Origin of the sequence: Robertmurraya siralis (genome assembly GCF_005502275.1) — a bacterium.
In the GTDB taxonomy this organism is placed as follows: domain Bacteria; phylum Bacillota; class Bacilli; order Bacillales; family Cytobacillaceae; genus Robertmurraya; species Robertmurraya siralis.
In genome coordinates this window covers 61,718-74,921 of sequence record NZ_SWLZ01000017.1, presented here as the reverse complement: position 1 = coordinate 74,921, position 13,204 = coordinate 61,718, and the positions used below count along the sequence as shown (strand labels likewise).

Sequence of the window (13,204 nt, the reverse complement as noted above, 5' to 3'; positions counted from 1 at the left end):
TAAATAGATTAACAAATTTTTGCAAAATAATTACTCGATTAGCGTTTACAAGTTTACTATGTTGAAACTATAATAGTATTTAGTACTTATATACTAGAAAAAAGGGAGAGATTTACATGATAAAAAATGTAAAAAAACAAGTAAACAATCAACGCGGTTTAACGTTAGTCGAGTTATTGGCGGTTATCGTTATTTTAGGGATTATTGCGGCGATCGCGATTCCAAGTATTGGAAAAATCATCGAAAATACGAAAATTGATTCAGTTAAAGCAGATGCGATCCAAATTATTAATTCGGCAAAGATTTATTATTCGGAAACTGGAGATGATGCGATAACCTTGAAGGAATTAGAGAATCATATTGAGTTAAATTCTAAATTTTCAGATGATACAAATGTAAGTGTTAAAGAAGGTGAATTTAGAATTACAGGTAAAGGTGAAAAAGATAATATAGAAGTCGAATTTTCTAATGTAAGTATTAGTGATATAAACAATGCAAAAAAAGGTGATAAAGAAATAAAGAAAAGTCAGTAGGCTAAATATGAAGTGAAGGAAATAAGTACTTATGATAATTCTCGTGATATTCATTTATGGACTCATCTTAGGTTCTTTCTTTAATGTAGTGGGACTCCGAGTTCCAGTAAAAAAATCAATTATAGCACCGCGTTCAGCATGCCCGAACTGCAGCCATCAACTGCGGGCCTTTGAGTTAATTCCCGTGTTGTCTTACATAATACAAGGGGGAAAATGTCGTCAATGTCAGACGAGGATTTCCCCGCTTTACCCAATAGTGGAGCTTATGACAGGGCTGTTATTTGTCTCTGCTCCGCTTCTGTTAGGCTGGACGTTAGAACTTATCGTGGCTTGGACATTGATTTCTCTTTTCATGATTATTTTTGTTTCCGATATTACGTATATGCTAATCCCTGATAAGGTTTTACTCGTGTTTGCGGGGATTTTTTTGTTGGAGCGGCTCATACTTCCTCTCAGTCCGTGGTGGGACTCTCTTCTCGGCGGAGTGATTGCCTTCTTCCTTTTATTTCTCATCGCAATTGTGAGCAGAGGCGGCATGGGTGGTGGAGATATTAAACTGTTTGCTTTAGTTGGTTTCGTTGTAGGAACAAAGGTATTTTTACTCTCCTTCTTTTTAGCAACTTTATTTGGGGCATTCGTTGGTGGAATCGGGATTTTGTTTAAATTGACAGAACGGAAGAAGCCGATCCCGTTTGGACCTTTCATTGCAGTTGGTACATTAACGGCTTATTATTTTTACGAGCCGATTCTCTCATTTTATCTCTCATTTTTAGCAGGTGTTTAAGGGGTCGTTTCATATGCAATTCACATTATTTTCAAGAAAAAAGCGCGTTGTTAATCTCGTTATTAATGATCACTCCATTCGCTATGTAGAGCTGAAGCAGATCAATCCGCCAATTCCACTGCACTGGGAAGAACGCTTGCTGCCAACAGGAATCATTGCCAATGGAAAAATTGTTGACTATGAAACACTCAGTAATATATTGGAAGAATGTATAACCGATTGGAAGTTGAAAAATCGCCAAGTTCGCTTTCTTATTCCTGAATCTTTCGTCATTATTCGGAAAGTGTCTATTCCTGCCGAAGTAAAGGATGATGAAATGAAAGGATATCTTTACTTAGAATTGGGTTCCACTATCCATCTCCCCTTTGAAGAGCCGGTATTTGATGCAGTCGTTCTTTCAAGGGGTGAAGAGAAACAAGAAATTTTGCTTTTTGCTGCACCGGAAGAAAACGTTCAGGAATATATGGAGCTTTTAATGGAAGCAAAGCTTGATCCGGTTGCCGCTGAAGTTTCTCCATTGGCCATATACCGTCTCTATGCCCATCTGCAAAAGGAGCAAAAACAAGAAGCGTTGCTTGTCGTGCAATTCGGTTTAAGCGATGTAAATATATGTATTTTTGAAAATACGATTCCGTTTTTTATGCATCATCTTCCGCTTGAATTTAATGGTGAGGATTGGGATAAGAAACTTAATCGCTTTGGAGAATACGAATTAGCTTTTGTGGGAGAAAAAGAGCAGTTTTCTTTTCAAATGGAGGATTCTTATAAAGAGCTTAACCGCTTGATGGACTTTTATCGCTACTCATTGCATCAAGGGAAAAAGCAGGTATCTAAAATCTTGCTTAGTGGGGATCACCCGTTGCTTGAGCAAATAAAAGCTGAACTTGACAATCGCTTTGATGTTCCTGTGCAAATGATTGTTTTTGAACAAGGAGAAACAAAGCTGCCCCAAGCATTTCATTTAGCATTAGGGCTTGCTTTAAAAGGGGTGTAATCAATGCTAGTCGATATCAATCTATTACCTCAAAAAGAGGCGAAAAATAAATCCCTTTTAACGCTCATAGTCATTTCCTGTCTTCTTCTTTTAATTGGTGGAGCATTCGCTTTTTGGATGAATGCCACCTATACGAATAAATTAGAAAACATAGAGCAACAAATAGCCACAGCGGAACAGTTGGTTGCAAGTGAGCAACAAAAAATAATAGCCTATGAATCTTCGAACTCGATTACTGATTTGGAAAATGCGGTTAAATGGGTAAAAAGCTACCCAATCAAAACGGTCCCTATTTTAAAGAATTTAACGGCTCTGCTCCCTGAAAGAGGATTTATTCAGTCGATTAACTATGAAGAAACTGGATTTTTACAATTAACGATACAGTTTGAAATGAGCCGCGAAGCTGCTTATTACTTAAATTCTCTTTTAGAGTCGGACTGGGTTACCGATGCAAGACTTGTGACATTAGACGCCGTGACTGGATTTTATGATAAAAAATTCGGCGAGTCGGATGATGGGCTTGATGATCGTGCCATTAAAAATGAAAAATATATTCCCCGCTATTTAGGACTTTTTGAAATTGAGTTGAACCGTGAAGTATTAAAAGCAAATGGTGATAGCTCCCACGAGGAAGGGGGAGATGGTCTATGAAAATAAAGTTGTCCCGCAACGAAAAAATATTAATAATTGGGGTTAGCGCCGTCCTCATCCTCATATTTGCGAGTATTTATTTTTTTGTTTTGTATCCAAAAATAGAGCAAATTCCATTAAAGAAAATAGAATTGGCCTCTCAAGAACAATTATTGTCTACTTTACAAAGTAAAACGATTGATGCAAATGCCAATACCTTCCAAAATGCGGTTTCCTTGCAAAAAATGGTTCCTGTCAAGGAATTATCACAGCAATTAATCCTCGATATGGAAAAAGCAGAAGTGGTCTCTGGAAGTTTTGTTACAAATATGAATTTTGAAAATAGTGAAGTTTCGTTTGCCGCGGAAGAAACTGAACAATCAGAGCTAAATGAGGATGAAGAGCTTGAGGAAGAACGAGCAGCAGAAGAAGAAAATACACTTCCATTGCCGACTGGAGTAAAAAAAATTTCCGTAACGTTAAGCGTGGAGTCGCCAAGCTATTTTGAATTTGAAAAATTTATTAGCAATCTTGAAAATTCGGAGAGAATTACGGTTGTTGAAGCTATTGATTTTACTGCAGGTGAAGAAATCATTGAGCAGGAGCAGTCCGATAGACCATTAAGCTATCAAGTTAAAATCGCTGCCTTCTATATGCCGACGTTAGCAGATTTAATGGAACAGCTACCCAAATTGGAAACGCCCGAACCGGCAGACAAGAAGAATCCTTTACCAAAGTTCGGTGATCTATAGTTAGTCTAATGTATCGGCAAATCTCTTTACAGGGATCTCTGTTGATTGTTGCTATAACCATTTTAAAAAATTTGACGAAAATCTCTATAACAAGACGACAAAAGTCTTGTTATTTTTTTTTGCCTTTATGATATGTTTGATGCAAACCTGCATTCGACATGGAAGGAGGGCAATCATTGGACAAGTCAGGAAATTCAAAAACGATTACGATAAAAATTAACGGGAAAGATCGCTCCACTGAAAAAGAGAAACAAATAGGCGAACGGGAAGATAATCACGACCGAAAAAATAGCGCCTCCGCTCCATATAAAGAGCTGGAGAAGATTGCATCGCAAGAGCTGTCGGCTGCAGAACAGGTGAAAGAAGATGATGAATTTGACTGGATCTTGCCTGATGTAGAGGAGCAGGAACAACTACAGGAATACAAAATAATGAGCCAATCAAAGGGAAAGAGCGGTGGAAAAAAAAGCCATCATATTCGCGGTAAAGGGGTTGTGCCATCGATATTATTAATCGTTTTTTTAGCCGTTTTATCAGGGACAACCCTTGGCATTTTAATGTTAAATATGGTTATTTCTGATTCCATGACAGAAGCGGTATCTGGACCGGTGGAGGAAGCCTCCCCTGAAGAAGAAGCAAGCCCCACTGGAAAGGCTGTTGTAGAGCTCCCGGCACTGACAAGCTATTTAGTTCAAGGTGGTGTTTTTTCGACAGCTGACGCTGCTGATGTGGAAGCTGCAGCTATGACGGAAAAAGGACTACCCGCTAAAGTAATGGAGATAGATAAGCAATTTTTCTTATTTGTAGGTGTGGCAGATAATTTAGAAAATGCAAAGTCGCTCGGAAGCCATTTGCAAGAAAGCGGGATAGATACTTTTTCAAAGGAGATGGCCATTGGCGGGAGCTCAATTTCGCAATTGCAGGAATCAGAACGCAGTCTGTTAGAAGCCACTCCAAATTTATATAAGCTTCTTTTAGAAATTTGTACAACTGCACATCTATCCAATTCAATGGCGACAGAACAAATAAACGCGTTAGCTGCGCAAATAACGGAATGGAAGGAGTTTGAGAATATACAAAATGAGCAACTGCAGCAGCTCAAGGGGGAATTAGAGGAAGCAGCCAGCTTATTAAGCAATTATAGTGAAAATCATGAGCAAAAGACATTGGGGAAAGTACAGCAGCACCTCTTGAATTTCCTGGCTGCTTATCAAGCTTTATAGCCAATTGGTCCTGTGGACAACCCTAGCGCAAATCCCCTGCTTTTAAAAAAGTGTTGTAAATGATGGACAAACATTATCGGAGAAAATTAATTTTCTGGGAAATAATTTATAGGGAAAGGTTTTGATATAAAGGAGTCTGCGTAAAAAATTATTGCGCTGGCTCTTTTTTAAAACATAAAATTATGGAAATTGAAACTTCGGATAGGTGAAAAACGTCTTAATAAGAGGATTTAAAATAGAAGGGACTAGTTCGGAAGAAGTTTTTTCACTTGGAAATTGTTTCTAAGAAGAGAATTTGGTACGATAAGCTTGTATCATCCTTTTTTGAAACAATCTTAAGGTTAGGTGATTTAATGCAGACCCTCATTTTAGCCTCTTCTTCCCCACGGCGAAAAGAACTTCTAGAAAATTTACATTTAACATTTGAAGTATGCAGCAGTGATGTTGACGAGACCTACAATCCAGATCATACCCCTGAAGATATTGTGATGGAGCTAGCTAAACGAAAAGCGGAATTTGTTGCCCGAAGATATCCGACAGCTTTTGTGATCGGAAGTGATACAATTGTGGTAGCAAATGAGCAAGTGTTGGGAAAACCAAATGATGAGAACGAAGCTACAAAAATGCTTCAGCAATTGTCGGGAAGCCATCATTTTGTTTATACAGGTGTATCGATTTTTAGTCCAACGAAGCACGTCGAGTTTTTTGAAAAAACCGAGGTGGTATTTTGGGAGTTAACAGACGAGGAAATCTATAGCTATGTTAACACCGGAGAACCGATGGATAAGGCAGGAGCCTATGGAATACAAGGCTTTGGAAGGCTCCTCGTTAAAAAGATTAATGGAGATTATTTCTCAGTAGTAGGCCTGCCGCTATCAAAAACGATCAGAGAATTGCGCATGCTCGGATATGATTTGCCTTTCTAACTTCCATTTGCCATCAAGGTAAATAGGAGGAATCATGTTGCAAGATGAAACATTAATGATCCGAGATTTTCCTGAGGGGGAAAGACCGAGGGAAAGATTTGAACAAAGTGGCCCAGCAAGCCTTTCAAATCATGAATTGCTTGCGATTTTGTTAAGAACGGGAACAAAAGAGGAATCGGTTCTACAATTATCCAATCGCTTATTGACAAATTTTGAAGGCTTACGGCTTTTAAAAGATGCTACGTTAGATGAAATAACTGCTATAAAAGGTATAGGAAAAGCAAAAGCTATACAGGTACTTGCAGCAGTAGAAATAGGACGGCGAATTTCTAATTTATCCTATGACGACCGATATATCATTCGTTCCCCAGAAGATGGGGCGAATTATGTCATGAATGATATGCGCTTTCTGGCACAAGAGCATTTCGTTTGTTTGTATCTAAATACAAAGAACCAAGTATTGCATAAGAAAACTATTTTTATTGGGAGTTTGAATGCTTCTATCGTTCATCCAAGAGAGGTCTTCAAGGAAGCTCTCCGCCGCTCATCTGCCTCTGTCATTTGCCTTCATAATCATCCTTCCGGTGATCCTACGCCAAGCCGTGAAGATATTGAAGTGACGAAGCGTTTGGTCGAAGCAGGGAAAATTATTGGGATTGAAATATTAGATCATTTAATTATAGGGGAGAATAAATTTGTAAGCCTGAAGGAAAAAGGATACTTATAAGAAAGAGCATTTCCTTATTACTATGAATTTGTGCCCTATTTCATATATAATGAAATATGCCCTTATGGCACTATGATTTTGACATTTGTTGAGCTATAATAATGCTTGTGACTTTTGCACGATCACTCGTGCTTCAAAGTCAATTTTAGTTAATAAAAAAATGGATAAACACTTAATCAGGACACGAATAATGGTGTTAAACGATTTGTTTCAGAAAGGGAGATACAACAATGTTAGGTATTGGAACTAAAGACCTTGGGATAGATTTGGGTACAGCAAATACCCTTGTATATGTGAAAGGAAAAGGTGTTGTCGTACGCGAGCCTTCTGTTGTCGCTTTACAAACAGATACAAAGCAAATTGTCGCTGTTGGAAACGATGCGAAAAATATGATCGGAAGAACACCAGGTAATGTTGTTGCGCTACGACCAATGAAGGATGGCGTAATCGCTGACTATGAAACGACTGCAACAATGATGAAATATTATATTAAGCAAGCGACAAAAGCAAAGGGCTTATTTTCTGGGAAGCCATATATAATGGTGTGTGTTCCGTCAGGGATTACAGCAGTGGAGGAACGAGCCGTTATTGATGCGACTCGTCAAGCGGGTGCGAAGGATGCCTATACAATTGAAGAGCCTTTTGCTGCAGCAATTGGAGCCAATCTTCCTGTATGGGAACCAACAGGAAGCATGGTTGTTGATATCGGCGGAGGAACGACGGAAGTGGCGATTATTTCCCTTGGCGGAATCGTTACAAGTCAGTCCGTGCGTGTTGCTGGTGATGAAATGGACGATGCAATCGTGAGCTACATAAGAAAAACGTATAATTTAATGATTGGTGATCGGACTTCAGAGACGATTAAAGTGGAAATTGGTAGTGCTGGAGAGCCAGAAGGCATCGATAACATGGAAATTCGTGGTCGTGATTTATTAACGGGTTTGCCGAAAACAATCGAAATTACTCCTTTGGAAATTTCACACGCTCTTCGAGATACTGTGGAGGCTATTGTGGATGCTGTGAAAGTAACGCTTGAAAAAACGCCTCCAGAATTGGCGGCAGATATTATGGATCGCGGCATTGTATTAACTGGAGGCGGCGCTTTACTGCGCAATCTTGATCGGGTTATTAGTGAAGAAACGAATATGCCTGTATTAATTGCCGAAAATCCACTTGATTGTGTAGCGATTGGAACAGGAAAGGCGTTAGATAATATCAACTTATTTAAAAATCGGGCAAAGGAATCACGCTAGTCTATACCCATTTCTTTAGAGATCAATCGCAAGTGAATTCATTTGCGATTGATCATCATGTACTCGATTTATTATAAATAGCTCTATGAATATTGTAAAAAATGAGGTGTAGTATATGCCACAATTCTTTTTGAATAAACGCCTGATTTTTTTGCTTGTCAGCATTATTATTCTCGTGGCATTAATTGGATTTTCCTTAAGAGAACGAGAAGAATTAACTGTGCCAGAGCAATTTTTGAAGGATGCAACCGGATGGATACAAAATGTTTTTGCAAAGCCACAGGGCTACGTAACCGATTTCTTTGAAAATGTGAAAGATCTCCAAAATACATATTCAGAAAATAAGGAATTGAAATCTCGGTTAGATAAGCTTGCGAAGCTTGAGGCAGATGTACAACAACTAGAAAAGGAAAATGAAGAACTTCGGGAGATTTTAGGTGAAAAAGAAAGCCTTCGAGATTATGAGCCTATACAAGCAACGGTTATTGGGCGCAACCCAGATCGTTGGCATGAAATTATCATTATTAATAAGGGCGAAGTCAATGGAATCGAACAAAATATGGCAGTTGTTTCGTCCAATGGATACTTAATCGGGAAAGTGAAAAGTACACAACAATTTACGGCCACGATCCAATTATTAAGTGCAATGGATCCAACGAATCGAATCTCCGCTGAGATTAAAGGGAATGAAGAATATTTTGGGACGATCGAGGGCTATGACGTTGATCGGGAGCTGTTAAAGCTTAAGCGGATTCCTTATGATGCCAAAGTTGAAAAACAACAAAAGGTTGTTACATCCGGATTAGGTGGAATATTCCCTCAGAACTTGTCAATTGGAGAAGTAGTGGATGTTGAACCTGATGAATTTGGTCTTAATCAAACTGCATATGTGAAACCAGGAGCAAACTTTTATAATATTAGAAATGTTATGGTTGTAAAGAGAGTGATGGATCAGCCAAATTTAAGTGATATGGTCGATGATGAGGAGGAGGAGCTGTGAGAAAATTTCTTCTTCCTCTCTTATTCATTTTTTTCTTTATGTTGGAAAGTATCTTTGTTCAATCTCTTCCAGCTGAGATGTTTAATAGCGATCGCATTCTAGTTCCCCGTTTTTTGATGATTGCTATTATCTTTTTGACTCTTTATGGTAATCGAAATCACGGACTGATTTACGCTCTCGTTTTTGGACTATTGTTTGATGTCGTTTATACGGAAATAATTGGAGTTTACTTATTTTTATTCCCTTTCATTGCTTATTTGACTTCAAAAGTGATGCGACTACTGCAAGCGAACATTGTCGTTATTGCAGTTGTTTCGTTACTGGGGGTTGCCCTATTGGAGCTCTGTGTCTATGAATTAACGTTTTTAATCAACAAAACAGATATGGTTTTTTCCATGTTTGTCGATTTAAGATGGGTGCCAACATTAATATTAAATTTGGCGTTTATTATTATTTTTGCTTATCCGCTTAAACGGCACTTTGAGAAATATGCTCAATCATTAAAAGCAGAGTAACATAATTAGCCATACTTTTTTTTACAAAAATAGGTAAGTGTTACTAACGGGAGTTTTCGAAGAAACTATAATCTCTTTGAAAACAACGTATTTATTAAAGGAATATTTGTTGTATTTGTCGAATATCTGATACAGACCTTGTTTCTTAAAGATAATATGGCTGCTTTTTGCTCAGTTGTCTGTATATCTTTCTGCAGGCTTGACAGCGCGTTCTCCCTCCTTTTACCCGAGGCAGAACAATTATCAGATCAAAACAATCACGCTAATAAAGCCTAAAGATTTATGAACATCATCGATAAAAAAAGTATGTGATTAAACGATATGAATGTTATGCTTGATATATGCCAAGCTCAAGCACCTATATTTTGGCTCAAAGGGATAAAAAGAAGGTGTTGAAGCATGACTTGGAGAATTGTTCAGCGCAAGCTGTTTAGCCCCCTGCAAACTTTAAGCCCTTTCTATAAAAAGGTGAGTTCTTTGGCAGCAAAGGACTTCTAAAGGTTCTGCCAGTTTGTATGGCAATGTACAGGAGCTTACGCTTTTCTATGAGGTGAACATCTTGATATGAAGAAAACTCAGAATGTGCTAATAAAGGGAACGAAAGATGGACTAACATTACATTTAGACGACATGTGCTCCTATGAGGAATTAAAACGGGAGTTAAACGAGAAGCTGACAGAAAATCAAAGAGTGAATAACGAGCATCCTCTAATTTCTGTTAGTGTTAAAGCTGGAAATAGATACTTAACTGATGAGCAAAAGGAAGAAATTAAGACGTTGATTCGGCAAAAAAAGAATTTGGTTGTCGAGTCGATAGAGTCTAATGTCTTAACAAAGCTTGAAGCAAAACAAATTATGGAGGAGCATGAAATTGTTTCTGTTGCAAGAATCGTCCGCTCCGGTCAAGTTCTCGAAGTACCAGGAGATTTGTTGTTGATTGGAGATGTAAATCCTGGTGGCAAAGTCGTGGCGGGAGGTAATGTATTTGTAATGGGAGCATTAAAAGGAATTGCTCATGCTGGTGCAAATGGAAACTCGAACGCGATTATTTCTGCTTCGATCATGATGCCGACTCAGTTAAGAATTAATGAAGCGATCAGTCGCTCTCCTGATGTCCATGGAAACGAAGAAAGACGGGAAATGGAGTGCGCGTATATTGATGAAAATGAACAAATTATTATTGATAGATTACAAGTTTTGATGCATCTTAGACCAAATTTAACAAGATTGGAAGGAGGATTCTAAAGTGGGGGAAGCAATCGTTATAACATCGGGTAAAGGCGGGGTTGGTAAAACAACCACTTCGGCTAATATAGGTACAGCTTTGGCTCTTCAAGGAAAAAGAGTTTGTTTGGTAGATACAGATATTGGTTTGCGAAATTTGGACGTCGTTATGGGGCTGGAAAATCGAATTATCTATGACTTAGTGGATGTTATTCAAGGCCGTTGCAAAATTCATCAAGCCCTCGTCAAGGACAAGCGTTTTGAGGATCTTCTTTATTTGCTGCCAGCAGCACAAACAAGCGATAAAACAGCGGTTGAGCCAGAACAAATGAAAGTTCTGGTAGAATCTCTGAAACAGGATTATGACTATATTATCATTGACTGCCCAGCCGGAATTGAACAAGGCTACAAAAATGCAGTAGCAGGAGCAGATAAGGCGATCGTAGTTACCACTCCAGAAGTTTCGGCAGTTCGTGATGCAGATCGAATTATCGGACTTCTTGAAAAAGAAGAAAATGTAGAATCTCCTAAACTAGTGATTAATCGCATTCGTAACCATTTAATAAAAAATGGTGATATGCTGGATGTTGATGAAATTACAACCCATTTATCGATTGAATTAATTGGCATTGTTGCAGACGATGATGAGGTCATTAAGGCATCAAATCATGGTGAACCGATCGCTTTAAACCCCAATAGCAAGGCGTCAATTGCCTACCGGAATATTGCCCGGCGCATTTTAGGAGAATCCGTTCCTTTACAGCCATTAGGTGAAGAGGACAAGGGTGTTTTTTCTAAATTGAAGAAATTTTTTGGTGTGAAGTAAATATACATATGTAAGAACTGAGGTTAAGCTCGGTTCTTTTTTGATGCTCTGTTTTTAGCTTCATTAATGATTGGGAGGAGTGAGCTCTTTTTACTTCTGATTTTTCTTGTCATATATGACGTGGACAACTCATACACTTGTACAAACTAGATAAGGGATTGGTGGGGACATGTCTAGAGCGGATGATATTAGAAAAAGGATAGCGAAACGAAAACGTGAAAGGGAAAGAATGACGAAGCATGTAAATGAGCAATTTTTCGTTGTCGAAGAGGAAGAAAAATATGGATTTGAAAAATTCCCCTCTTATGAAAGTGATCCAGGAGAAAGTGGTCATCCACTATTTAATAAAGAATTTTTTTTGTTTAAAATATTGGCTTCGGCTTGTCTTGTGCTCATTGTCGCCATTATTTTCCGCAGTGGCGGAGAATCATTGCAGCCAGTAAAGAGCTTTGTCACAAAATCATTGGAGCATGATTTTCAATTTGCGGCGGTGGCAGATTGGTATGAAAATAAATTTGGCAAGCCGTTGGCTCTTTTGCCATTTGAGCGCAATGAAGAACCAGAATCCGACGGAATTCAGGAGTATGCTTTACCTGCGGCAGCACGAATATTAGAGGAATTTGCAGAGGACGGTCAAAAGGTTTCCATCGAAACGGAAAAAGGCGCTGCAGTTACAGCGATGAGTGAAGGAAGAGTCAGTTATGTAGGCCATGAGGAAGGCTTCGGTAAAACGGTCATTATTCAGCATGCCGATAAAAGCGAAACATGGTATGGCAACCTTGAATCGATTGATGTTACATTGTATGAATTTATAAAAAAAGGAACAAGTGTTGGCACGGCAGCAGATGCTGGAGATGGAGCGAAGGGCGTTTTTTATTTTGCCATTAAAAAAGGGGATGACTTTATTGACCCCATCCAGGTGATCCAATTTGACTAACTTTCTTTCCCTTTTTCGAAAAATATATATCCATCCATTATTATGGGGTGTTGTTGCGATAGCGGTTATGACAGCGCATTTTATTGAACTTTCTCTTTTACTCTTGATCATTTTCATCCATGAGCTGGGACATGCGGCTGCCGCTTCTTTTTTTTCGTGGCGCGTGAAAAAAATTTCAATTCTACCCTTCGGGGGAGTAGCGGAAATGGATGAGCACGGGAATCGCCCGCTTAAGGAAGAGGCCATTGTTACTTTAGCCGGCCCGATTCAGCATCTTTGGTTAATAGCAGCCGCTTTGCTTTTGAATAAGGCTGGAGTGATGTCTGAATTTATTTTTACCCACTTTATTCAATTTAATCTAATGATCTTAATGTTTAATTTGCTTCCTATTTGGCCGCTTGATGGGGGGAAATTTATTTTTTTATGGCTGTCATTAAGAGAATCCTTTCCAAAGGCCTTTAAGCTGACATTAATCATTTCGATTATCGTTGTATTTGTTTTTACCTGTTTTATGCTAATGATTGAACCAATCAATTTAAATTTATGGATCGTTGTTTCCTATATTATTTTTACTTTACGTTATGAGTGGAAGCAAAGTCGTTATATCTTTATTCGCTTTTTAATGGAAAGGTATTATGGGAAGAAAAATGAGTTACGTAAGCTTAAGCCGCTTATTGTTGAGGCTGATGAGCTTGTCATTCATGTGCTAGAACGTTTTCAACGGGGCTGTAAGCATCCGATTATCGTTGAGAAGGATGGCAATGAAACGGGTTCTCTAGATGAAAATGAACTTCTTCATGCTTATTTTGCAGAAAAGCAAATTACTGCTAAAATTGGTGATTTGCTGTACCCTTATTAAATTTGAGAAAATCGCTGGGCT

General features: G+C 38.5%; 15 protein-coding genes. All 15 read left to right on the top strand.

Annotation, left to right across the window (positions count from 1 at the left end):
* Nucleotides 1–116 precede the first annotated feature (116 nt).
* The 15 genes from FCJ93_RS17355 to FCJ93_RS17285 all read left to right on the top strand — a co-directional run bounded on the left by FCJ93_RS17355 (nucleotide 117) and on the right by FCJ93_RS17285 (nucleotide 13,183).
* Nucleotides 117–533: a prepilin-type N-terminal cleavage/methylation domain-containing protein gene (locus FCJ93_RS17355; protein ID WP_137744268.1), complete on the top strand. Its 417-nt coding sequence runs from the start codon at nucleotides 117–119 to the stop codon at nucleotides 531–533.
* Nucleotides 534–564: 31 nt separating this feature from the next.
* Nucleotides 565–1,317 (top strand): prepilin peptidase, encoded by a 753-nt coding sequence (locus FCJ93_RS17350; protein ID WP_211344133.1) that lies wholly within the window; start codon nucleotides 565–567, stop codon nucleotides 1,315–1,317.
* A 13-nt stretch (nucleotides 1,318–1,330) separates the two neighbouring features.
* The gene (pilM, locus tag FCJ93_RS17345; protein WP_137744267.1) at nucleotides 1,331–2,311 is read left to right on the top strand and encodes a type IV pilus biogenesis protein PilM; all 981 of its coding nucleotides are present in this window, start codon (nucleotides 1,331–1,333) and stop codon (nucleotides 2,309–2,311) included.
* A 3-nt stretch (nucleotides 2,312–2,314) separates the two neighbouring features.
* On the top strand, nucleotides 2,315–2,962 hold the full coding sequence (locus tag FCJ93_RS17340; RefSeq protein ID WP_095307331.1) for a PilN domain-containing protein: 648 nt from the start codon (nucleotides 2,315–2,317) through the stop codon (nucleotides 2,960–2,962).
* Entirely contained in the window at nucleotides 2,959–3,693 is a 735-nt protein-coding gene (locus FCJ93_RS17335; protein ID WP_137744266.1) for a hypothetical protein, read from the top strand. Before FCJ93_RS17340 ends, FCJ93_RS17335 begins: the two co-directional genes overlap by 4 nt.
* Before the next feature lie 176 nt (nucleotides 3,694–3,869).
* Nucleotides 3,870–4,916: a hypothetical protein gene (locus FCJ93_RS17330; RefSeq protein ID WP_095307320.1), complete on the top strand. Its 1,047-nt coding sequence runs from the start codon at nucleotides 3,870–3,872 to the stop codon at nucleotides 4,914–4,916.
* A gap of 353 nt (nucleotides 4,917–5,269) precedes the next feature.
* Nucleotides 5,270–5,842 (top strand): Maf family protein, encoded by a 573-nt coding sequence (locus FCJ93_RS17325; protein WP_095307754.1) that lies wholly within the window; start codon nucleotides 5,270–5,272, stop codon nucleotides 5,840–5,842.
* Nucleotides 5,843–5,876: 34 nt separating this feature from the next.
* Complete coding sequence (radC, locus tag FCJ93_RS17320) at nucleotides 5,877–6,569, top strand: RadC family protein (RefSeq protein WP_235879533.1); 693 nt, start codon at nucleotides 5,877–5,879, stop codon at nucleotides 6,567–6,569.
* A gap of 230 nt (nucleotides 6,570–6,799) precedes the next feature.
* Complete coding sequence (locus FCJ93_RS17315) at nucleotides 6,800–7,822, top strand: rod shape-determining protein (RefSeq protein WP_095307309.1); 1,023 nt, start codon at nucleotides 6,800–6,802, stop codon at nucleotides 7,820–7,822.
* Nucleotides 7,823–7,937: 115 nt separating this feature from the next.
* Nucleotides 7,938–8,822, top strand: a complete 885-nt coding sequence (gene mreC, locus FCJ93_RS17310) for a rod shape-determining protein MreC (RefSeq protein WP_095307304.1) — start codon at nucleotides 7,938–7,940, stop codon at nucleotides 8,820–8,822.
* A complete protein-coding gene (gene mreD / locus FCJ93_RS17305) occupies nucleotides 8,819–9,337 on the top strand; it encodes a rod shape-determining protein MreD (protein ID WP_095307299.1) in 519 nt (172 codons plus the stop codon). The genes mreC and mreD overlap by 4 nt, the downstream gene beginning before the upstream one ends.
* A gap of 564 nt (nucleotides 9,338–9,901) precedes the next feature.
* Entirely contained in the window at nucleotides 9,902–10,582 is a 681-nt protein-coding gene (gene minC, locus FCJ93_RS17300) for a septum site-determining protein MinC (protein ID WP_095307294.1), read from the top strand.
* Between the two features lies 1 nt (nucleotide 10,583).
* Entirely contained in the window at nucleotides 10,584–11,387 is an 804-nt protein-coding gene (gene minD / locus FCJ93_RS17295) for a septum site-determining protein MinD (RefSeq protein ID WP_095307289.1), read from the top strand.
* A 169-nt stretch (nucleotides 11,388–11,556) separates the two neighbouring features.
* Nucleotides 11,557–12,324, top strand: a complete 768-nt coding sequence (locus FCJ93_RS17290; protein WP_095307285.1) for a M23 family metallopeptidase — start codon at nucleotides 11,557–11,559, stop codon at nucleotides 12,322–12,324.
* Complete coding sequence (locus FCJ93_RS17285; protein ID WP_095307281.1) at nucleotides 12,317–13,183, top strand: M50 family metallopeptidase; 867 nt, start codon at nucleotides 12,317–12,319, stop codon at nucleotides 13,181–13,183. Before FCJ93_RS17290 ends, FCJ93_RS17285 begins: the two co-directional genes overlap by 8 nt.
* Nucleotides 13,184–13,204 lie beyond the last annotated feature (21 nt).

Excerpts from the sequence above, each read along its gene's own strand:
- FCJ93_RS17290 (WP_095307285.1), top strand. The coding sequence starts at position 11,557 with ATGTCTAGAGCGGATGATATTAGAAAAAGGATAGCGAAACGAAAACGT.
- pilM (WP_137744267.1), top strand. The coding sequence starts at position 1,331 with ATGCAATTCACATTATTTTCAAGAAAAAAGCGCGTTGTTAATCTCGTT.
- FCJ93_RS17325 (WP_095307754.1), top strand. The coding sequence starts at position 5,270 with ATGCAGACCCTCATTTTAGCCTCTTCTTCCCCACGGCGAAAAGAACTT.
- FCJ93_RS17315 (WP_095307309.1), top strand. The coding sequence starts at position 6,800 with ATGTTAGGTATTGGAACTAAAGACCTTGGGATAGATTTGGGTACAGCA.
- FCJ93_RS17340 (WP_095307331.1), top strand. The coding sequence starts at position 2,315 with ATGCTAGTCGATATCAATCTATTACCTCAAAAAGAGGCGAAAAATAAA.
- mreC (WP_095307304.1), top strand. The coding sequence starts at position 7,938 with ATGCCACAATTCTTTTTGAATAAACGCCTGATTTTTTTGCTTGTCAGC.
- FCJ93_RS17335 (WP_137744266.1), top strand. The coding sequence starts at position 2,959 with ATGAAAATAAAGTTGTCCCGCAACGAAAAAATATTAATAATTGGGGTT.
- radC (WP_235879533.1), top strand. The coding sequence starts at position 5,877 with ATGTTGCAAGATGAAACATTAATGATCCGAGATTTTCCTGAGGGGGAA.
- FCJ93_RS17355 (WP_137744268.1), top strand. The coding sequence starts at position 117 with ATGATAAAAAATGTAAAAAAACAAGTAAACAATCAACGCGGTTTAACG.
- minC (WP_095307294.1), top strand. The coding sequence starts at position 9,902 with ATGAAGAAAACTCAGAATGTGCTAATAAAGGGAACGAAAGATGGACTA.
- FCJ93_RS17350 (WP_211344133.1), top strand. The coding sequence starts at position 565 with ATGATAATTCTCGTGATATTCATTTATGGACTCATCTTAGGTTCTTTC.